The organism is Cellulomonas sp. URHB0016, assembly GCF_054057935.1.
Genome location: NZ_JBSRZU010000001.1, coordinates 3,368,534 through 3,388,555, shown reverse-complemented (window position 1 = coordinate 3,388,555; position 20,022 = coordinate 3,368,534). Strand labels below are relative to the sequence as shown.

The 20,022-nt window shown below is 74.3% G+C and carries 16 protein-coding genes, 1 pseudogene and 2 riboswitches; of the genes and pseudogenes, 9 read left to right on the top strand and 8 right to left on the bottom strand.

Features of this window, described 5'->3' with window-relative positions; genetic code table 11:
* Nucleotides 1-78 precede the first annotated feature (78 nt).
* On the bottom strand, nucleotides 79-2,445 hold the full coding sequence (gene purL / locus ACVW07_RS15570) for a phosphoribosylformylglycinamidine synthase subunit PurL (RefSeq protein ID WP_456820136.1): 2,367 nt from the start codon (nucleotides 2,443-2,445) through the stop codon (nucleotides 79-81).
* 198 nt (nucleotides 2,446-2,643) lie between these two features.
* Between purL and ACVW07_RS15565 the strand changes: the two genes are divergently transcribed.
* Nucleotides 2,644-3,450 (top strand): DUF2599 domain-containing protein, encoded by an 807-nt coding sequence (locus tag ACVW07_RS15565; RefSeq protein WP_456820135.1) that lies wholly within the window; start codon nucleotides 2,644-2,646, stop codon nucleotides 3,448-3,450.
* Between the two features lie 111 nt (nucleotides 3,451-3,561).
* On the opposite strand, the gene ACVW07_RS15560 is transcribed toward ACVW07_RS15565, so the two are convergent.
* Nucleotides 3,562-3,774 carry a hypothetical protein gene (locus tag ACVW07_RS15560; RefSeq protein ID WP_456820134.1) on the bottom strand — a complete coding sequence of 71 codons (213 nt, stop codon included), beginning with the start codon at nucleotides 3,772-3,774 and terminating at the stop codon, nucleotides 3,562-3,564.
* 74 nt (nucleotides 3,775-3,848) lie between these two features.
* Here ACVW07_RS15560 and fabG point away from each other — a divergent pair, with 74 nt between their 5' ends.
* Both fabG and ACVW07_RS15550 read left to right on the top strand, forming a co-directional pair.
* Nucleotides 3,849-4,604, top strand: a complete 756-nt coding sequence (gene fabG / locus ACVW07_RS15555; RefSeq protein ID WP_456820133.1) for a 3-oxoacyl-ACP reductase FabG — start codon at nucleotides 3,849-3,851, stop codon at nucleotides 4,602-4,604.
* A gap of 7 nt (nucleotides 4,605-4,611) precedes the next feature.
* Nucleotides 4,612-5,247: a dihydrofolate reductase family protein gene (locus ACVW07_RS15550; protein WP_456820132.1), complete on the top strand. Its 636-nt coding sequence runs from the start codon at nucleotides 4,612-4,614 to the stop codon at nucleotides 5,245-5,247.
* A gap of 40 nt (nucleotides 5,248-5,287) precedes the next feature.
* Here the strand turns inward: ACVW07_RS15550 and ACVW07_RS15545 are convergent, their stop codons facing one another.
* Complete coding sequence (locus ACVW07_RS15545; protein ID WP_456820131.1) at nucleotides 5,288-6,859, bottom strand: calcium-binding protein; 1,572 nt, start codon at nucleotides 6,857-6,859, stop codon at nucleotides 5,288-5,290.
* A 301-nt stretch (nucleotides 6,860-7,160) separates the two neighbouring features.
* Here ACVW07_RS15545 and ACVW07_RS15540 point away from each other — a divergent pair, with 301 nt between their 5' ends.
* A complete protein-coding gene (locus ACVW07_RS15540; RefSeq protein ID WP_456820130.1) occupies nucleotides 7,161-8,003 on the top strand; it encodes an SDR family NAD(P)-dependent oxidoreductase in 843 nt (280 codons plus the stop codon).
* Nucleotides 8,004-8,088: 85 nt separating this feature from the next.
* Here ACVW07_RS15540 and ACVW07_RS15535 read toward each other — a convergent pair whose 3' ends face one another.
* Nucleotides 8,089-10,179 (bottom strand): acyl-CoA dehydrogenase family protein, encoded by a 2,091-nt coding sequence (locus ACVW07_RS15535; protein WP_456820129.1) that lies wholly within the window; start codon nucleotides 10,177-10,179, stop codon nucleotides 8,089-8,091.
* Nucleotides 10,176-11,138 (bottom strand): TetR/AcrR family transcriptional regulator, encoded by a 963-nt coding sequence (locus ACVW07_RS15530; protein ID WP_456820128.1) that lies wholly within the window; start codon nucleotides 11,136-11,138, stop codon nucleotides 10,176-10,178. The genes ACVW07_RS15535 and ACVW07_RS15530 overlap by 4 nt, the downstream gene beginning before the upstream one ends.
* 90 nt (nucleotides 11,139-11,228) lie before the next feature.
* On the opposite strand from ACVW07_RS15530, the gene ACVW07_RS15525 reads away from it, so the two are divergent.
* The 3 genes and pseudogenes from ACVW07_RS15525 to ACVW07_RS15515 all read left to right on the top strand — a co-directional run bounded on the left by ACVW07_RS15525 (nucleotide 11,229) and on the right by ACVW07_RS15515 (nucleotide 14,908).
* Nucleotides 11,229-12,581 carry an acetyl-CoA C-acetyltransferase gene (locus tag ACVW07_RS15525; RefSeq protein ID WP_456820127.1) on the top strand — a complete coding sequence of 451 codons (1,353 nt, stop codon included), beginning with the start codon at nucleotides 11,229-11,231 and terminating at the stop codon, nucleotides 12,579-12,581.
* A 2-nt stretch (nucleotides 12,582-12,583) separates the two neighbouring features.
* Nucleotides 12,584-13,946, top strand: a pseudogene (locus ACVW07_RS15520) (3-oxoacyl-ACP reductase).
* Nucleotides 13,943-14,908 carry a MaoC/PaaZ C-terminal domain-containing protein gene (locus tag ACVW07_RS15515; RefSeq protein ID WP_456820126.1) on the top strand — a complete coding sequence of 322 codons (966 nt, stop codon included), beginning with the start codon at nucleotides 13,943-13,945 and terminating at the stop codon, nucleotides 14,906-14,908. Before ACVW07_RS15520 ends, ACVW07_RS15515 begins: the two are co-directional and overlap by 4 nt.
* A 61-nt stretch (nucleotides 14,909-14,969) precedes the next feature.
* On the opposite strand, the gene ACVW07_RS15510 is transcribed toward ACVW07_RS15515, so the two are convergent.
* The 3 genes from ACVW07_RS15510 to ACVW07_RS15500 all read right to left on the bottom strand — a co-directional run bounded on the left by ACVW07_RS15510 (nucleotide 14,970) and on the right by ACVW07_RS15500 (nucleotide 17,894).
* The gene (locus tag ACVW07_RS15510) at nucleotides 14,970-15,557 is read right to left on the bottom strand and encodes a GNAT family N-acetyltransferase (RefSeq protein ID WP_456820125.1); all 588 of its coding nucleotides are present in this window, start codon (nucleotides 15,555-15,557) and stop codon (nucleotides 14,970-14,972) included.
* A 45-nt stretch (nucleotides 15,558-15,602) separates the two neighbouring features.
* Nucleotides 15,603-16,286: a DUF2510 domain-containing protein gene (locus ACVW07_RS15505; protein WP_456820124.1), complete on the bottom strand. Its 684-nt coding sequence runs from the start codon at nucleotides 16,284-16,286 to the stop codon at nucleotides 15,603-15,605.
* Between the two features lie 150 nt (nucleotides 16,287-16,436).
* Nucleotides 16,437-17,894 carry an aminotransferase class V-fold PLP-dependent enzyme gene (locus ACVW07_RS15500; protein WP_456820123.1) on the bottom strand — a complete coding sequence of 486 codons (1,458 nt, stop codon included), beginning with the start codon at nucleotides 17,892-17,894 and terminating at the stop codon, nucleotides 16,437-16,439.
* Between the two features lie 42 nt (nucleotides 17,895-17,936).
* Nucleotides 17,937-18,051: riboswitch (SAM riboswitch) on the bottom strand.
* Nucleotides 18,052-18,169: 118 nt separating this feature from the next.
* Nucleotides 18,170-18,272, top strand: a riboswitch (SAM riboswitch).
* A gap of 4 nt (nucleotides 18,273-18,276) precedes the next feature.
* Between ACVW07_RS15500 and ACVW07_RS15495 the strand changes: the two genes are divergently transcribed.
* Both ACVW07_RS15495 and ACVW07_RS15490 read left to right on the top strand, forming a co-directional pair.
* Entirely contained in the window at nucleotides 18,277-18,696 is a 420-nt protein-coding gene (locus ACVW07_RS15495; protein WP_456820122.1) for a rhodanese-like domain-containing protein, read from the top strand.
* Nucleotides 18,693-19,964, top strand: coding sequence for an O-succinylhomoserine sulfhydrylase (locus tag ACVW07_RS15490; RefSeq protein WP_456820121.1), 1,272 nt, complete (start codon nucleotides 18,693-18,695; stop codon nucleotides 19,962-19,964). The genes ACVW07_RS15495 and ACVW07_RS15490 overlap by 4 nt, the downstream gene beginning before the upstream one ends.
* Nucleotides 19,965-20,022: the final 58 nt, after the last annotated feature.

Genomic DNA, 20,022 nt, shown 5'->3' with positions numbered 1-20,022 from the left:
CGAGCCACGAGACGCTCGGGGTCGCGGCCACATGGCCGCGACCCCGGGGTCAGGCCCGCGTCGCCGTGGGCCGGACGATCAGCCGAACCAGCGCGGCAGGGTGCCCTCCCACGCGGGACGCGCCTCGGCGAGCGGCAGCGTGAACAGACCCGCGACCTCGACCGCGGGACCGTGCTCGTGGTCGGGCTCGTCCACATGCGCGCCCGCACCGGGCGTGCAGGACTCCGCAGTCTCCCCCAGGCGCAGCACGGGAACGCCGCGCGCGGTGCACAGGTCGGCGAACCGGACCTCCTCCGAGCGCGGGACCGCCACGAGGGCCCGGGCCGTCGACTCCGAGAACAGCGCCTCGAACGGCGTCACTCCGTCGCGCTCGCACAGTGCGTCCAAGGTCACCTGGGCGCCGACGCCGTACCGCAGGCTCGACTCGACGAGCGCCTGCGCCAGGCCACCCTCGGACAGGTCGTGCGCGGCGTCGACGAGGCCGTCGCGGCTCGCGCGCTGCAGGACGGTGGCCAGCGCACGCTCGGCGGCGAGGTCGACCTTCGGCGGGAGCCCGCCGAGGTGGCCGTGCACGACGTCGGCCCACGCCGACCCGTCGAGCTCCGCACGCGTGGTGCCGAGGAGGTACACCGCCTGACCGGGGGCCGACCAGCCGGAACGGGTGGCCGACGCGACGTCGTCGAGCACGCCCAGCACGCCGACGACGGGGGTCGGGTGGATGGCCGAGTCGATCCTGCCGGGCTCGCCCGTGCCGTTGTAGAGCGAGACGTTGCCGCCGGTGACAGGGACCTCGAGCTCCTGGCAGGCGTCGGCGAGGCCGCGGATCGCCTCGACGAGCTGCCACATGGAGTCCGGGTGCTCCGGGCTGCCGAAGTTCAGGCAGTCGGTGACGGCGAGCGGGCGGGCGCCCGTCGTCGCGACGTTGCGGTACGCCTCTGCGAGGGCCAGCTGGGCCCCCGTGTACGGGTCGAGCTTGCCGTAGCGGCCGTTCGCGTCCGTGGCGAGCGCGACCCCGAGGCCGGTCTGCTCGTCGACGCGGACCACACCACCGTCGTCCGGTTGGGCGAGGGCCGTGTTGCCCTGCACGAAGCGGTCGTACTGGTTCGTCACCCAGGACTTGTCGGCGAGGTTCGGGCTGGCCAGGAGCTCCAGGACCGTCGCGCGGATCTCGGCCGGCGTGCCGGGCCTCGCCAGGTTGGCGGCCGAGTCGGCGTTGAGCCCGTCCTGCCAGGCCGGGCGCGCGTACGGCCGGTCGTAGACCGGGCCCTCGTGCGCGACCGTCTTCGGGTCCACGTCGACGATGCGGCTGCCGTGGTGGTCGATCGTCAGGCGTCCCGTGCCGGTCACCTCGCCGATCACGGCCGTCTCCACGTCCCACCTGCCGGTGATGGCCAGGAACTCGTCGAGCTTGTCCGGCGCGACGACCGCCATCATCCGCTCCTGCGACTCCGACATGAGGATCTCGCCGGCCGTCAGGGTGGGGTCGCGCAGCAGCACGTTCTCGAGGTCCACGTGCATGCCGCCGTCACCGTTCGACGCGAGCTCGCTCGTCGCACAGCTGATCCCCGCGGCGCCCAGGTCCTGGATGCCCTCGACGACCTTGGCGGCATACAGCTCGAGGCAGCACTCGATGAGCACCTTCTCCATGAACGGGTCGCCGACCTGCACCGACGGGCGCTTGCTCGGCTTGGTGTCGTCGAACGTCTCGGACGCCAAGATGCTCGCGCCGCCGATGCCGTCGCCGCCCGTGCGGGCGCCGAACAGGACGATCTTGTTGCCGGTGCCGGACGCGTTGGCGAGGTGGATGTCCTCGTGCCGCAGCACCCCGAGGCACAGGGCGTTGACGAGCGGGTTGCCCTGGTAGGACGCGTCGAAGACGAGCTCGCCGCCGATGTTCGGCAGGCCGAGGCTGTTGCCGTAGCCCCCGACGCCCGCCACCACGCCGTGCACCACGCGCGCCGTGTCCGGGTGGTCCACGGCGCCGAAGCGGAGCTGGTCCATCACCGCGACCGGGCGGGCGCCCATCGAGATGATGTCGCGCACGATGCCGCCGACACCCGTCGCGGCACCCTGGTACGGCTCCACGTACGACGGGTGGTTGTGCGACTCGACCTTGAACGTCACCGCCCAGCCGTCGCCGATGTCCACGACGCCCGCGTTCTCGCCGATGCCGACGAGCAGGTGCTGCTTCATCGCGTCGGTGGTCTTGTCGCCGAACTGGCGCAGGTGGTTCTTGCTCGACTTGTACGAGCAGTGCTCCGACCACATCACCGAGTACATGGCGAGCTCGGCGGCCGTGGGGCGGCGGCCGAGGATGTCGCGGATGCGCTGGTACTCGTCGGGCTTGAGCCCCAGCTCCGCGAACGGCTGCTCCTGGTCGGGCGTCGCCGCGGCGTGCTCGACGGTGTCGGTGTGGGGGGCGGTGCGCGCAGCTGCGGTGGTCATCGATTCCCTCGGTGGGGGCGGGGACCGGGGGCCGACAGGCCTCTCCTGGTCCGCGCCCGGGTCGGCAGACGAGGACAAGGGTACCGGCGCCCCGGACGGCGTCCGTCGGGCGTCCGGCGAGCGTCCCGCGGGGTCGTGATCGTGGGCAGCGACGTCCGGCCGAACACCGCCGGTCCGGCGGCCGGTACCGTCTGCCTCATGGCGCGACCCTCCCGGCGTACCGGTCGGCGGCTCGTCGGTGGTGCGTCGTTGCTGGTCGCGGCCGTGCTGGCAGGGTGCTCCGCGCCGACGCCCGGGCCGGACACCACGCCGACGGGCGCCGGACAGTCGCCGCCGGCCACACGTCCGGCCACACCGTCGGCCGCGGTCGCCGACCTCTCCGCCGAGGCGGTCAGGCGCGACGGCGTCCCCGTGACCTCCGGACCGGTGACGCTCGCCGTGCACGCCACCGCACCGGGCACGGTGACACCGGTCCCCCAGGACGACGGCTCGGTCCGGGCGACGTTCCCCACGGTCCCCCCGCACGACACGACGGTCGCCGCCGTCGCCGCCCCCGAGGGCACGGTGTGGGACGTGCTCGCCGGCGGGTCCGCGGTGGTGCGCGACGCCGCCGGGGTGCTGCTGGCGGGCGTGACGCCGACCGGTGGGCGGCTCGAGCGGCTCGACGACGAGGTCGTCGCGCTCGTCACGCCCGTGCCTGGCTCGACGCCGGTGGAGCTCTGGGTCGCCACCGTCGCCGTCGAGTCCGCCGCCTGGGGCGAGCGGGAGGGTGGGACGTCGCTCGCGGTGACGCCCAGCGCCTGGGCGCGTGCGGGCGGGCTGGCCGCCGAGGCTGCCGTCGCCGAGCAGCTGGTGGCGCTCGAGCCCGAGGCGGCGACCGCCACGATGCAGGCGCAGCTCGAGTGCCACGAGCTCGGCGCGCCGGACAAGGCGACCTGGAACCTCGAGCCGTGGCGGCCGGACGTGGGGCCGCTCGACATGATCGCGGCACGCTGCAACCCGTGAGCGGCTGCGGCGCGCTCCCGCCGTCCGCCGCCGTCCGCCGCCGTCTGCCGCCGTCTGCCGCCGTCCGCCGCCGTCCGCCCCCGTCTGCCGCCGTCCGCCGCCGGAGGCGCGCTACTCGTCCGCGCCCTCGGGGTCGTAGCGCGTCGTGAGGTTCCCGACGATCCCCTCCGCACTGGTGCCGACGGACCGCAGAAGGCGGGCGTGCTCCAGCATCCACTGCTCGCCGTCGGGCAGGAGCGTGATGGCGGTCGGGACCGCCGACGGGCTCTCCGCCACGACCTCCAGCACGTCCTTGCCCGCGTCCTTGACGATGTAGGTCGGCATGCCGCCGATCCTCGCACCGCTGCTCGGTCCACGATGGTGGTGACGACGCCACGACCCGACGAGAGGACCGGCCCGTGACAGAGCCCCGCACCGCGCTCGTGACCGGTGCCGCGCGCGGCATCGGGGCCGCCACGGCCCGCAGGCTCGCGGCCGACGGCTTCCGGGTGGCCGTGCTCGACCTGCGGGAGGAGGACGCCTCCGTGACCGCCGAGGCCCTCCGGGCGTCGGGCGGGACCGCGTTCGCCGTGGGTGCGGACGTCGGCGACGAGGCTGCGGTCGGCGCGGCCGTCGCCCGGGTCGCCGACGCGCTCGGGCCGCCGACCGTGCTGGTCAACAACGCGGGGATCCTGCGCGACAACCTGCTCTTCCGGATGAGCGTCGCGGACTGGGACTCGATCATGTCCGTGCACCTGCGCGGCGCCTTCCTGGTGAGCCGTGCGGTGCAGGAGCACATGGTCGCGGCCCGCTGGGGGCGGGTGGTCAACCTGTCGAGCACCTCGGCGCTCGGCAACCGGGGACAGGCGAACTACGCCGCCGCGAAGGCCGGGATCCAGGGGTTCACCAAGACGCTCGCGATCGAGCTCGGGCCGTTCGGGGTGACCGTCAACTGCGTCGCGCCGGGGTTCGTCGAGACCGACATGACCCGGGCGACCGCCGACCGGCTCGGGCTCGCGCACGAGGAGTTCTTCGCGACGATCGCCCGGGACGTGCCGGTGCGTCGGGTCGGCACGCCCGCCGACATCGCCGCCGCGGTGTCCTTCTTCTGCTCCGACGAGGCCTCGTACGTGTCCGGTCAGGTGCTGTACGTCGCCGGCGGGCCGAAGGCATGATCGGGGCATGGGCCTCCTGCACATCGACCTGTTCGTGACTCTCGACGGCGTCGCGCAGGCGCCGGGCGGCCCCGAGGAGGACTCGTCGGGCGGCTTCCCGTTCGGCGGCTGGCAGGCGCCGCTGTTCGACGACGTGGTCGGCCGCGAGGTGAGCGCCGGCATCGCGAGCATGGACGCCCTGCTGCTCGGCCGCCGGACGTACGACATCTTCGCCGGCTACTGGCCGCACCAGGAGGCCGGCGACGACGCGAGCATCGCCCGGCGGCTCAACGCCGTGCCGAAGTACGTTGCGAGCCGCGGGACGCCCGACCTGTCCTGGGCGGGCAGCACGCTGCTCGGGCCCGACCTCGCCGCCGAGGTCCGGGCGCTGCGCGACCGGCACGAGCACGTCCACGTGATCGGCAGCATCGACCTCGTCCAGACGCTGCTCGCCGAACGGCTCTTCGACGTGCTGACCCTGTGGACGTACCCGCTGGTCCTCGGGCAGGGGAAGAAGGTCTTTCCCGACGGCGCCCGGCCCTCGGGGCTCAGCCTGCTCGAGCCGCCCGTCGCGGGGAGCTCCGGAGCGGTCCAGCTGCGCTACGGCCCGACGGGCACCGACCCCGCCACGGGTGACATGACCCGTCCCGACCGCGGGGCCTGACGGGGGACCATCCGTGGGCGCCTGTCGCGGCCCGCAGACCTCAGCTGTCGCCGGGCACCACGGCGGGCGCGACCGTTGGGAGAAGTCCGCTCGGTGCGGGGCGCGCGGGGGCCGGCCGGGCGAGCGTCGACGAGGCCGACGGTGTCGGCGTCGGCGTCGGTCCCGCAGATGACGTCCACGTCGGCGCCGACGACGGCGTCGATGACGGCACAGGTGTCGGTGTCGGTGTCGGTGTCGGTGTCGGCGTCGGCGTCGGCGTCGGCATGGGGAACGAGGGGTGCGGGTCCGGGTCGTTGCACGAGGTCATCGTGTCGAGGCGGTCCGCCGCGCAGGTGTCCGGACCGTCGCCGCCGTCGAGGCGGTCGTTGCCCTCGACGCCGTCGCTGCCGCGCAGCGTGTCCGGACCGCCACCGCCGCGCAGCAGGTCGGCACCGAGCCCGCCGACGAGCGTCTCCTCCCACCGGGAGCCCGTGAGCACGTCGTCGCCCTGGCCACCGAGCACCTCCTCGATGTCGGGCGACGCGTTCCACGGCGCCGGGACGCCCACCGCGTCACCCTCTCCAGGCTCCCCGTCGCCGCCGACCCCGTCGAGCGTCACGGTCACCGGGCCGGTGCGGGCGCTGTAGTCGACGACGTCGTGACCCGGTCCGCCGACGATCTGGTCGGCACCGGCAGGCGCCGCACCCATGAGGAACCGGTCGGAGCCCTGCCCTCCCTCGGAGCGGCCGCTGTCGGCGCCGCCGTCGAGCACGTCGGAGCCCCAGCCGCCCTGCAGCAGGTCGTGGCCGTCGCCGCCGAGCAGGGTGTCGTTCCCGTCGCCCCCGACCAGCACGTCGTCACCGCCGAGTCCCGACACCCGGTCGTCACCGGCGCCCGCGCAGATCACGTCGGCGCCCGGCGTACCCGTGAGCACGTCCGGCCCGTCGGTGCCGCGGATCGTGCACGGCCGCCCCGGCGCGGTGTCGTAGCGGACGTAGTCCCAGCTCGAGCTGCCCTGGTGGGTCTCGAAGCCGAGGCCCACGGTGCCGGCACCGCGTGCGGTGAGCGTGCGGTCGAGGACGGCCCGGCCGTCGACCAGGATCCGGAGGTGCTGCCCGCGGGCCTCGAGGTGGTAGCTGTGCCAGCGGTAGGTGTTCAGCGGGACGACCTCGCGGTCCTCGAACGGGTGGGCCAGGCACAGCTCACCGGGCCCGAACCCGATCTGCAGCAGGTCGGTCGTGTCGCCCACCCAGAGCAGCGTCGCCGGCGGGTTGCCGCTCTCGTTGTCGAGGCACTGCTGGGTCGAGTCGGCGCCGAGGCGCATCCGGAAGTCGACGTCCCAGCCGCTCAGGCGGTTGGCCGAGCCCGTCCACTCCGACGGCGCCGCGTAGTCCAGCACCATGACGAGGGTCTGCTCGCCGATCGTGATCCTGCCGCCGCGGGTGGTGGCGATCGGGTTGCCCTGGAAGCCGATCACCTGCCACGGGTCCGCTGGTGGCCGCCCGAACTCCTGACGCTGGACGTCGCCCGCCCACGCCGGGGCGGGCAGCAGCAGGGCGGCCGCCAGGGCCACCGCGGCGGTGAGTACGATCCGGGTCCGGCGCATCGTCGAGCTCCCCCTGTCAGCGTGCATCGTCAGCACTGTCGGCTGCACTGTCGGCCTGCTCGGTCGGCAGACGCGGCCGACCTGGTCGGCACACTAGGGGCCCGACGGCCTCGACAGGGCAGACGTGCGAGCACGAAACGGTTCATCGGCAGGTGCCGGGCCAGGCGGCGGCGCGGCACCGGGGATGGAGCACGCGAGGGGTGCCCCGCCGGTACGCCCTCCGGCGGTGTCTTCCTCGTCGTGCACCGAGGCGTTGCACTGGACGCGTCGCCGACACGAGCCGCCGACCGGCGGACGACCACGGCGCACACCGACGAAGGGCGAGGACGTGAGCCAGAAGCAGGTGTGGCTGGTCACCGGGGCGACCCGGGGCATGGGCGTGGACTTCGCGCGGGCTGCGCTCGCCGCCGGGCACGCGGTCGTCGCCACGGGACGCGATGCGCAGAAGGTCGTGCGGGCCGTCGGACCGCACGACGGGCTCCTCGCCGTGACGCTGGACGTCACGAGCGCGGCCGACGCGCGGGCGGCGGTGGAGGCGGCCGTGGCCAGGTTCGGGCGCATCGACGTGCTGGTGAACAACGCGGCGAGCTTCGTCGCGGGGTTCTTCGAGGAGATCACCGACGACGACTTCCGCGCGCAGGTCGAGACGAACCTGTTCGGGCCGATCAACGTGACGCGCGCGGTGCTGCCGGTGATGCGAGCGCAGCGCTCGGGCCTGGTGGTGACGATCTCGTCGACCGCGGGCCTGGTCGGTGGCGAGTTCACCTCGGCGTATGCCACCTCCAAGTTCGGCGTCGAAGGTTGGATGGAGTCCCTGACGCCCGAGGTCGCGCCGTTCGGCATCCGCACGATGCTCGTGGAGCCGGGGTTCTTCCGCACCGACCTTCTCACTCCCGAGTCGACGACCTACGCGGCGCCCTCCATCGACGACTACGCCGAGCGCACCCGGCAGACCGTGACGGCGTGGACGGCGATGAACGGCCGGCAGGCCGGCGACCCGGCCCGGCTCGCCGCCGCTCTCGTGCGGCTTGCCGGTTCGGCGCAGCCGCCGCTGCGGTTCGTCGCCGGTGCCGACGCGGTCGACGCTGTGGAGCAGAAGGCTCGGGCCCTGCTCGCGCAGGCCGGGACGCACCGGGCCCTGTCGTCGTCCCTCGCGCACGAGGACGCGTGACCCGCAGGCCTCGCCGCACGTCGAGAGGGCGACAGGCCGGCGCCTGACCCGTGACGATCTCAGGGCAGGCGCGGCCGGCGCCCGCTCAGCGCACGCGCTTCTCCGGCAGCGGGGCCTCGCCGGACGCCCGCTGCGCCTTGAGGTAGGCCCGCGCCTCGTCCTGCCGTTGCGCCTCCGCGCCGGACGCGATCGGCGCGCGCAGGTGCTCGGGGCCGTAGCCGAACGCGTCGACGAGGTCCTGCGCGTGCGGCCGGAGCCGGGTGAGTAGGCGGTCGATGTACGACGTCACGGTCCGGGCCCGCCCTGCCGACAACCGCCCGTTGACCAGGTACCAGGCCAGGTGCCGCTCGATGAGCGAGAGGCCGAACAGGTCCCGCACCCACGTCAGCACCTGGCGGGTGCCCGGCTCGGTGACCCGGTCGAGGGCGGCCGTGAACGACTCCCACTGGACGAGCTCGGAGTGCGCCCGGGCCGCCTCGACGAGGTCGTGCTGGTGCTGGTTGAACAGCGCCGCCGCGGTGGCCGGGTCGGCCTTCTGGGCGGGCCGCAGGGCCTGGGCGATCTCGGCGACCATCGTCTCGACGCGGTCGACGAGCAGCGCCCGCTGCGTCGCAGTCTCCCTGAGCTGGCCGGCGGAGCGGCGCACGTCGCCGACGTCGGCGATCGTCTGGACCGCGCGGTGCAGCGGCGTGCGGAACCGGGCGGCGTCGGCAGCCCGCTCGGCCACCATCCGCGCGACCTTGACGGCGTCGAGGTGCTGGAACGACGTGCCGTAGTCGGTGAGCAGCCGCTTGCCGACGAGCTGGAGCAGGACCGTGTTGTCGCCCTCGAACGTCGCGTAGACGTCGAGGTCCGCCCGCAGCCCCGTGATCCGGTTCTCCGCCAGGAACCCCGCGCCGCCGCACGCCTCCCGGCAGGTCTGCAGCGTCCGCAGCGCGTGCCAGGTGGAGGCCGGCTTGAGCGCTGCCGCGAGCGTCTCCAGGTCCTCGCGGGTCTCCGGCGTGTCGTTGCGTCCGCTGAACACGTCGTCGAACGCCGCGAGCAGGTCCTCGTGCGCGAACCCGGCGGCGTACGTCTCGGCGAGCAGGGGCAGCAGACGACGCTGGTGCTCGGCGTAGTCGAGGAGCACGACCTCCTCGGTCGGGGCGGAGGACGCGAACTGCCGGCGCTGGTTCCCGTACGTGACCGCGATCGCCAGGCCGAGCCGCGACGCGGTGACGGCGGCGCCGTCGAGGGAGACGCGGCCCTGCACGAGCGTGCCGAGCATGGTGAAGAACCGGCGGCCGGGGCTGGCGACGGGCGACGAGTAGGTGCCGTCCTCGGCGACGTCGCCGTACCGGTTCAGCAGGTTGGTCCGCGGGACACGCACGTGGTCGAACCACAGCCGCCCGTTGTCGATCCCGTTGAGCCCGCCCTTGAGACCGTCGTCCTCGCCCCCGACACCGGGCAGGAACTCCATGGTCTGCGGGTCGCGGATCGGCACGTAGACCGCGTGCACGCCGTGGTCGACGGCCTTGCCGCCAGGAGGCGCCGTGATGAGCCGGGCGAACACGACGGCGGCCGTGCCGTGCTGACCGGCGTTGCCGAGGTAGTCCTTCCACGCGGCCCGGAACGGCGTGTGGACGACGAGCTCCTGCGTGGCCGGGTCGTACGTCGCGGTGGTGCCGATCGCGGCGACGTCCGAGCCGTGGCCCGTCTCCGTCATCGCGAAGACACCCGGGACGGCGATCGACAGGGCGTCGGCGAGGAAGTCGTCGTGGTTGCGCTCGGTGCCCAGGTGGTAGATCGCCGAGGCGAACAGCCCCCACTGGACCCCCGACTTGATCTGCAGCGACGGGTCGGCGTGCGTGAGCTCCTCGAACCGGGCCAGGAAGCCGCCGTGGTCCTCACGCCCACCGAAACGCACGGGGAACGACCGGTGCACGTCGCCCTCCTCGGCCAGCAGCCGCAGCTGGGCCAGGATGCGCTCCCGGTGCTCGGCGAGCGTCTGGCCGGGGATCTGGTGGAACCGCTCGTCCGCCATCAGCGTGCGGGCCGCGAGGCGCAGCTCCGGGTAGTGGCCGAGGAGCACGTGCTGGAGGTGGGTCACGTCGACGCCGGCGAGCTCCGCGTCGAGCCGGGGGTCGCCCTGCTCGGTGGACGCGGTGGTGCTCGTGCGCGGGGTGGTGGTGGTCATCGGTTCTCCTGCGAGGTGTCGGCCGGGTAGGCGTCGGGGAGCGGGTGCGACAGGTCGGCTGCGGTGGGGTCGGCTGTCGCGAGGTCGGGTGCCATGGGGTCGGGTGCGGTGCGGTCGGGGGCTGCTCTGCCGCGGTCCCGGGCCAGCAGGCCGACCGGCCCGGCCCACAGCCAGGCGGCGACCTGCGCGGTGGTGGTCTCCCGGTCGGGGCTGCCGGGCTCGTCGCGATGGGCCAGCCACCACTCCCCCGCGCCTCGCACGAAGCCGACGGCGCCGGCCGCCCAGAGCTCCGCGAGCGCGACCGCCCGTGCCGAGGAGTCGTCGGGGCTCCGCTCGAGGCCCTGCTCGGAGACCCGCTCGGGACGACGGGCGGTGCGGCGCGCGTCGTCCTCCGTCAGCCCCCGGGCGAACGGCGCCGCGACGAGGGCGGTGACCGAGTCGAGGAAGTGCCCGAGCGGGCCGCCCGACTCCACGGACCCGTCGCGCGTCACGAACGCGTACACGTGCGGCGAGGACTCGATCATCTCGAGGTAGACGGCGACCATCGCCCGCAGGCCGTCCCGGGGCGTCGGCGCGACCCGGAGAACCCCTTCGAGGGCGCCCTGGATCTGCAGGACGACGGCCTCGGCGACGGCGATCTGGAGGCCCGTCTTGTCCGTGAAGTAGCGGTAGACGATCGACTTCGACGTCCCGGCCGCTGCGGCGATCTCCTCCATGGAGACGTCGGGCCCGTGGTGGTGGACGGTGCGGCGGGCGATGCGGACGAGCTCGGCGCGACGGGCCTCGCGGTGGTCGGCCCACCGGGTGGAGCGGCCGTCCGCGGCGAACGCGTCGGTGGCCGCCGCCTCCGGTCCGGTGGGCGGGACGGGCGGGTGGGCGCCGCGGCCGGGGGCGGAGGCGTCGGTGCTCACCAGGGTGAGGGCCGGCGTCGCGGCCGGACCGGGTGTGACAGGGCTCACGAGACCGAAGGTATCAGGTACTGTCGGTCTCGGACACCAAACCCGGGACTTCGGTCCCTTCCACCACGGACGATGCGAGAGGAAGGCCTGATGGCAACCTCCACCCCGAACTCCCCGGCCACCGGCTCCAGCCAGGGCACCGGCACGGCACCGCGACGTGCCCTGGTGCTCGGCGGGAACCGGATCCCGTTCGCCCGTGCCGGCGGCCCGTACGCCCATGCGAGCAACCAGGACATGCTCACCGCCGCGCTCGACGGGCTCGTCGCCCGGTTCGGGCTGCAGGACGAGCGGATCGGCGAGGTCGCCGCCGGCGCGGTGCTCAAGCACAGCCGGGACTTCAACCTCACGCGCGAGGCGGTGCTCGGCTCCGCGCTGTCCCCGGAGTCCCCGGCCTACGACGTGCAGCAGGCCTGTGCGACCGGGTTGGAGACCGTGGTCTCCCTGACCAACAAGATCCGCCTCGGCCAGCTCGATTCCGCGATCGCGGGCGGCGTCGACACCACGTCGGACGCCCCGATCGCCGTCTCCGACCGGCTGCGCCGCGTGCTGCTCGACCTGTCTCACGCCAGGACGCCCGCGCAGAAGCTCGCCGCCGCCGCGCGGCTCCGGCCGAAGGACCTCGCCCCCTCCGCACCCCGCACCGACGAGCCGCGCACCGGCCTGTCGATGGGCGAGCACCAGGCGCTCACCACCGCGCAGTGGGGCATCACCCGCGAGGCGCAGGACGAGATCGCGCTGCTCAGCCACCAGCGGCTCGCGGCCGCCTACGACGCCGGGTTCTTCGACGACCTGGTGACGCCGTTCCGCGGCCTGGTCCGCGACGCGAACCTGCGCACCGACACGTCCATGGAGAAGCTCGCGAAGCTCCGGCCCACCTTCGGTCTGAGCCTCGACACCCCCGCGACGATGACCGCCGGGAACTCCACGCCGCTCAGCGACGGCGCGTCCACCGTGCTGCTCGGCTCCGACGAGTGGGCCGCGGCGCACGACCTCACGCCGCTCGCCGTGGTCGTCGACGCCGAGGCCGGGGCCGTCGACTTCGTGCACGGCGTGGACGGGCTGCTCATGGCCCCCGCGTTCGCGGTGCCGCGGCTGCTCGCCCGGAACGGGCTGACCCTCGACGACTTCGCGTACGTCGAGATCCACGAGGCGTTCGCGTCGACCGTGCTCACCACGCTCGCCGCCTGGGAGTCCGACGAGTTCGGCAAGGAGCGGCTCGGGCTCGACGGGGCGTTCGGGACCGTCGACCGGGCCCGGCTCAACGTGCACGGATCCTCGCTGGCCGCCGGGCACCCGTTCGCCGCGACGGGCGGCCGGATCGTCGCGACGATCAGCAAGGAGCTGCACCGCCGGAAGGCCGCCGACGGCGGGACGCCGCGGGCGCTCGTGTCCGTGTGCGCAGCCGGTGGGCTGGGCCTCACCGCGATCCTCGAGGCGGCGTGACCATGAGCTCGTCCGACACCTACCTCACGCTCGTCAACAACGGGGTCACCGGCAAGATCGCCCAGCAGCTCGGGCTGCCGCAGCCCGCACCGCTGCGCCGGTTCCGCCCGGGGCAGCCGCTGCTGGACGGTCCCGCGCTCGTGCTCGGGGACGGTGCGGACGCGGACACCGTCGCCGCGCTGCTCTCCGGCGGCCCGGGGGCCGGCTGGGACCTCGACGTCCACCGGCACCCTGGGCCGGACACCCGGTACGCCGCGGTCGTGCTCGTGCTGACGGAGGTCGTGCACCCCACGGACCTCGGCGCGCCGGTGCTCGCGGCCGCCGGCGTGCTCAAGGGGCTGGCTCGCGGTGGTCGCGTCGTCACCGTGTCCCGCGAGGCGGCTCCCGACGACGCCCCCGCCGTGGCCGCTGCCCGGCAGGGCGTCGACGGGCTTGCTGCGGTCGCTCGCGAAGGAGCTCCGTGGGGGTTCCACGGGCAACGGCGTCGTGCTGCGCGCCGACGTGCCGGTGACGGCACCGTCCGCCCTCGGGGCGCTGCGGTTCTTCCTGTCGCGGCGGTCCGCGTTCGTCGACGGGCAGCTGCTCGTCGTCGACTCGGAGGCGGGCACGCTCCCCGCCGACTGGGACCGGCCGCTCGTCGGGCGCGTCGCGGTCGTCACCGGGGCGGCCCGGGGCATCGGTGCGTCGATCGCGGACACGCTCGCCCGGGACGGCGCGACCGTCGTGGCCGTCGACGTGCCCGCCGCAGGCGAGCAGCTCGCCGGTGTCGCCAACCGGGTGCGCGGCACGGCCCTGCAGCTCGACGTCACGGCCGACGACGCCGGAGCGCGCATCCTCGAGCACACGCTGCAGCGGCACGGCCGGCTCGACATCGTGGTGCACAACGCCGGCATCACGCGGGACAAGCTGCTCGCCAACATGACGTCCGACAAGTGGGACTCCGTCCTCGCGGTGAACATCGCGTCCCAGCTGCGGATCAACGAGGCCCTGCTCACCTCCGGCGACTTCACCGACGCGCCGCGGATCGTCTCGCTCGCCTCCACGTCGGGCATCGCGGGCAACCGGGGGCAGACCAACTACGCGGCGTCGAAGGGCGGGGTCATCGGCATGGTGCGGGCGACCGCGCCGCTGCTCACCGCGTTCGGAGGGACCGCCAACGCGGTCGCCCCCGGCTTCATCGAGACCGACATGACGGCCCGCATCCCCGCGCTCACGCGGCAGGTCGCCCGGCGGCTCAATTCGCTCCAGCAAGGCGGGCTGCCGGTCGACGTGGCGGAGACCGTGGCGTTCCTCGCGTCGCCCGCAGCAGGCGGGGTCGTCGGACGGGTGCTGCGCGTGTGCGGGCAGAACCTGGTGGGCCAGTGACATCGACCGTCGTGCTGCCCGCCGTTCCCGGGCTCGGCGGGCTCTACGCCCGCGGTGCCGGCGCGTCCGGGCGGCTGGCCCTCGCCCGACGGCTGGGCCGGGCGCCCGACGTCCTGCCCGACGTCGCGTACGAGGTGCACGGGGTGCAGGCCGACGCCCGGCAGCTCACCGAGTACCAGCACCTGCTCGGGGAGGCCGCGTCCGACCGGCTGCCCGCCGGGTACGTGCACGTGCTCGCCTTCCCCGTCGCGACGGCCCTGATGGCCCGCACCGACTTCCCGCTGCCGCTCGCCGGGCTCGTGCACCTGGCGAACACGGTCACGCAGCTGCGTCCCGTGACGCTCGGCGACATCCTCGTCGTCCGCGCGTCCGCGGAGCGGCTGCGGCCGCACCGCAGCGGCACGCAGGTCGACCTCGTCATGGAGGTGCACGTGGAGGACGAGGCCGTGTGGCGGGGGGTGTCGACCTATCTCGCGCGCGGCGTGCGCCTGCACGGTGACGACCCGACCACCACCCCTGCGAACACTCCGGCGGCCGCCCCGGACGACGAGCGTCCACCCTTCGTCCCTCCGGCGCCCACCGGGTGCTGGCGCCTGGCCTCCGACACCGGACGGCGCTACGCCGCCGTCTCCGGCGACCGCAACCCGATCCACCTCTCGGCGCCGACCGCCAGGGCACTCGGCTTCCCCCGGGCCATCGCGCACGGCATGTACACGGCGGCCCGCGCGCTCGCCGACGTCGGCGCGGCACGCGGTGAGGCGTTCTCCTGGTCGGTGGACTTCGGCAGCCCGGTGCTGCTGCCCGGGACGGTCACCGTGCGGGTCGCGCACGACGACGCCGGCTTCCGTTTCGCCGGCTGGGACTCCCGCTCCGGCAAGCCCTACCTGACGGGCACGGTCAGGCCGCTGCCGGCGCGACCGGCGGGCGACCGCCCGGCGGCGCCGACCGGTAGCTCGGGCTGAGGTCGCCGGCCCGACGTGGCCGACCGTCGACCGCGCGGCGTGTGTGGCGGTGCGGCGCCCGTCAGACGAGCCCGGGGGTCGTCGTGAGGCGCGCCAGGAGGGCGTCACGGGCCGCCGGCCACTCGTCGGCGAGGATCGAGAAGTAGGCGGTGTCACCGCGGGTGCCGTCCGGTGCGAGCCGGTGGCTGCGGAGCACCCCTTCCGGCGTGGCACCGAGGCGGGTGATCGCCGCGATCGACCGGGCGTTGCGGGCGTCGGCGCGCAGCGCCACCCGGGCACATCCCCACGTGTCGAACGCGTGCGTCAGCATCAGCAGCTTGCACGCCGGGTTGTTCGACGTGCCCCACCACCGCGGTGCGTAGTACGTGTGGCCGATCTCGACGCGCGCGAGCCGGGGCTCCCAGTCGTAGAACGACGTGCTGCCCCGGACCTCGCCGGTCGCTGCGTCGAGCACGGCGAACGCGAGCCGGCCGGGCGTCGCGGTCGCGTCCGCGATCGCCGACGCGACCGCCGCCGCACCGACCGGCACAGGGGACGTCATCCCGCGCCACAGGTCGTCGTCGATGAACGCCGCGAGCTCGGGGGCGTGGCACGCGGCCAGCGGGACCAGCCGCGCGCCGAAGCCCTCGAGTGTCAGGTCGTGCAGCATCCGGCGATGGTGCCACAAGGCGCCGGACGGTACCCGGTGCTCTCGTCAGCCGCCGACGAACGACAGGAGGTAGACGAGAGCGCCGAGGCCCGAGAGGACCAGGCCCGTGACGGCCCGCGCCGTGCCGACGGCCTTCGGGTACCCCTCGGCCTTGATGCGCCTGGCCTTCTGGAGGGCCTTGATGCCGACGAACACGGCCAGGCCGGAGGCGATCGCGTAGCTCGTGAACACCAGGATCAGGACCACGGCGATGCCGGCGATGAGCGCACCCGTCGCCAACCCGTTCTTGGGCGCCTCGACCGGCCCGGTCCCGGCGCCGGCGCCGGACCAGTCGGCCACCGACGGGCCGGACGGGTAGGCGGGGACGCCGGTGGGCTGCCCCGCGGTCGCCCCTGCGGGCGCCGGGTACCCGGGCACGCCGCCCGTGATGCTCGGGTAGCCGGGGACCCCCGCGGGCACCGTCGGCCGGTCGCTCGTGCCCGGCGCCTGGAAGCCGCTCTGGGCGTAGGCGGCGGTCGCGCGTGCGTCCTCCTGCTGGTGGGTCGGCTGCCCGTGCGGCGCCACCGGCGCGGTGGGCGCCTGCTGCGTGGGCTCCTGCTGCGTGGGAGCTTCCTGCGTGTGCTCCGTCCACTGGGCGCCGTCCCACCAGCGGTGGGTGCCGGGGACGTGCGGGTCCGGGTACCACCCGGCGGTCGGGGTGCTCTCGGCCTGGCCGTACACGGTGCTCATGCGGTTGTTCCTCGTCTCATGTGGTCGCCGGGGCCGGCGTCTGACGGAGCAGGTGATGCGGTGACGGTCAGGGGCGATCGTCCGGACGCCGGTACCGGAGGTCCGGGCGGCAGCCGCACACCCTCGCATCGGCACGTCGGGTCGGGGACTTCACTCAGGTCGATGTGGGGAACGGCAGGACGGCCATCGGGTCAGTCGTCGAGGGCGGGGCCGCACGCGGCCGCGGCGGGTCGCGGCCAGGTGGTCCAGGCCGTGCACCTCGACGAGGGGGCGGGTGTCGTCCACGACGGACCAGCACGCGTCGACGATCTCGTACCGCGACGTCGGCCCGGTCGTGAGGTACGCCTGCAGCGCGGCGACCAGCCGGTCGACCGCCTCGCTCGTCGACCCGACCCCGACCGACGCACGGATCGCCCCGCCCGATGCGCCGAGGTGCGCCAGCAGCGGGTGCGCGCAGAAGCGTCCGTCGCGGACGCCGATGCCGTGCTCGGCGGACAGGTAGGCCGCCACCAGGCCGGCGTCGTGCCCCGGCAGGGTGAACGTGACGACCCCGACCGGCTGGGCGGAGTCGGGCCAGATCCGCGCCACCTCGACGCCGTCCACGGCCGTCAGACCGTCGACGAGCCGGGTCCGCAGCGCGTCCTCGTGGGCGGCGAGCGCTCCGGCGGGAAGGGCCGCGAGCTGGTCACAGGCCTCCGCGAGCGCGATGGCTCCGAGCACGTTCGGCGAGCCGGCCTCGTGGCGGGCCGGGGCGGGCTGCCAGATCGTCCGGTCGGACCGGACGTCCCGCACCGCACCTCCCCCTGCGAGGTAGGGCGTCCCGGCGTCGAGCCAGTCGCGGCGGCCCACGAGCGCGCCCGCACCGAACGGCGCGTACGTCTTGTGGCCGGAGAACGCCACGTAGTCGGCGTCGGTGGCGGTGAGCGAGAAGCCGCGGTGCGGGACGAGCTGTGCGCCGTCCACGGCGACGCGGGCGCCGGCCGCGTGCGCGAGAGCGACCACCTCGTCCAGCGGCAGCGCCTCGCCCGTCACGTTCGAGGCACCCGAGACGGTGACCAGCGCGTAGGGCAGGCGGGCGAGCTCGGCGCGCAGCGAGTCGAGCGTCGCGGCGACGGTCGACTCGATCGGCAGGATCGTCGTGGTGTTGCCGTGGCCGCCGCCCGAGTGCACCCAGGGCAGCAGGTTCGCGTGGTGCTCGACGTCCAGGACGAGCACCCGGCCGCCGGCGGGCACGACGCCGGCCAGCAGGTTGAGCGAGTCCGTGGTGTTGCGGGTGATGATCGCGACGTCGTCGGACCGCGCGTCGACGAACCGGGCGATGGCCTGCCGGGACGACTCGTACAGGGCCGTGGACACCTGGGACAGGTAGCCGGCGCCGCGGTGCACGGAGGCGTACAGCGGGAGGACCTCGGTGACGCGGGCCGCGACGGCCTCGAGCGCGGGGGCGCTCGCGGCGTAGTCGAGGTTGGCGTAGACGCGCTGGGTGCCGTCGACAAGCGGCACGGTCGTGTCGCCACCGACGACGGGGAGCAGCGGCTGGACGGTCGGCGGGGTCGACGCGGTGGCGGCGACCCCGGCACACGACGAGCGCTCGGCGGTGACGGTCATGATGGTCCTCCAGAAGGCTCAGGGGGACACCGTCGGTGGTGGACCCCGCGCTTGCCGGACACCGGGCGGCGTCCAGCCAGGTCGTCACCCGGGGCACCCCACCGCGGAGGAGGGTTGCCGGCCAGCGAGCCGGGGCTTGACGCTGGCACTCATGACCTGGGACGAGGGTCGCCAAGGTCCCCCGGTCGTGTCAACGACACGCCCGGGCTGTCTCGGATGGCGGGACACTCTGTCCACCAATTGGAGCGTGTTGTCCGCTCCGCGTAGCATCGCCCGCACCATCCAGAGCGGCCGAGAGATCTGGCTCGACGACGCCGCAGCAACCCGCGGGCACACCACGTGCCCGGCCGAGGGTGCTACCGCCAGGACCGATGGAGGCGACATGGGCTACGCAGGTGACCTGACCCCGCAGCAGGCGTGGGAGCTGCTCACGACGGACGAGCGCGCGGTCCTCGTCGACGTGCGCACCGATGGCGAGTGGCGGTCGATCGGCATCCCGGACGCCGCCGCGATCGGCGGGCGCGCCGCGCTCGTCGAGTGGGTGCAGGCACCGTCGGGCCGCCCGAACCCGCAGTTCCTGCAGCAGCTCGGCGAGGCGGGCCTGGAGCCCGGCGACGAGCGTCCGGTCGTGTTCCTGTGCCGCTCCGGGGTCCGCTCCATCGCCGCGGCGCAGGCTGCGACGGCTGCGGGCCTCGGCCCTGCCTACAACGTGCTCGAAGGCTTCGAGGGCGACGTCGGCCCCGACGGGCAGCGCGGGCACCAGGGCTGGCGTGCCGCCGGCCTGCCGTGGCGGGCGCTGTGAGCGGCCGGCAGGACGGCGTCCGCGTCCCTGGTCCGCTCGACTGGGACGACCGCCGGGTCGACCGCTCGTCGCTGCGTCCGGACACGCTCGCCGTGCGCGGCGGGCAGGTCCGCTCGGAGTTCCACGAGATCTCCGAGCCCGTGTTCCTCACGCAGGCCTACGCGTACGACTCGGCCGCCGAGGCGGAGGCCGCGTTCGCCGGCGAGCGGGACCGCTTCCTCTACTCGCGGTACAACAACCCGACGGTCTCGACCTTCGAGGAGCGGCTGCGGCTGATCGAGGGCGCGGAGGCGGCCTACGCGACGGCGACCGGGATGGCCGCCGTGTTCACCGCGCTCGCCGCCGTGCTGCAGCAGGGCTCGCGCGTCGTCACCGCCCGGGCGCTGTTCGGCTCGTCGGTCGTGATCTTCGACGAGATCCTCGCCAAGTGGGGCGTGCGGACCGACTACGTCGACGGGCACGTGCTCTCGCAGTGGGAGGAGGCGCTGTCCACCCCCGCGGACGTCGTGTTCTTCGAGACGCCGTCCAACCCGATGCAGGACCTCGTCGACATCGAGGCCGTGAGCCGCCTCGCGCACGCCGCCGGGGCGCTCGTGATCGTCGACAACGTGTTCGCCACCCCGGTGCTCTCCCAGCCGCTCACCCTCGGGGCGGACGTCGTCGTGTACTCCGCGACCAAGCACATCGACGGTCAGGGACGCGTCCTCGGCGGCGCCATCCTGGGCAGCGAGGAGTACGTCCGCGGTCCCGTCCAGACGCTCATCCGGAACACGGGCCCGTCGCTGTCGGCGTTCAACGCCTGGGTGCTGCTCAAGGGCCTCGAGACGCTGTCGCTGCGCGTGCGCCACCAGACGGCGTCGGCCCTGCGGCTGGCCACGTGGCTCGAGGAGCAGCCCGGGGTGTCCCTGGTCCGCTACCCGTACCTGACGTCCCACCCGCAGCACGAGCTCGCGCTCGCGCAGCAGTCCGGCGGCGGCACCGTGGTGACGTTCAACCTGCGCGTGCCCGAGGGGGCGTCGGTGGACGTGGCGAAGAAGGCCACGTTCGGGGTGCTCGACTCGTTGCGGATCCTCGACATCTCGAACAACCTCGGCGACGCGAAGTCGATGGTCACGCACCCGGCGACCACCACGCACCGCAAGCTCGGAGCCGAAGGCCGGGCCAGGGTGGGCATCGCGGAGTCGACGGTCCGGCTGTCCGTCGGGCTCGAGGACCCGGACGACCTGATCGACGACCTCACGCAGGCGCTCGGACGGCTGCCGGACTGACGCGACCGGTCTCCGGCTCTGACCCGGCCGGCGCGCTGCCGCGGGTCAGAGCCGGCGC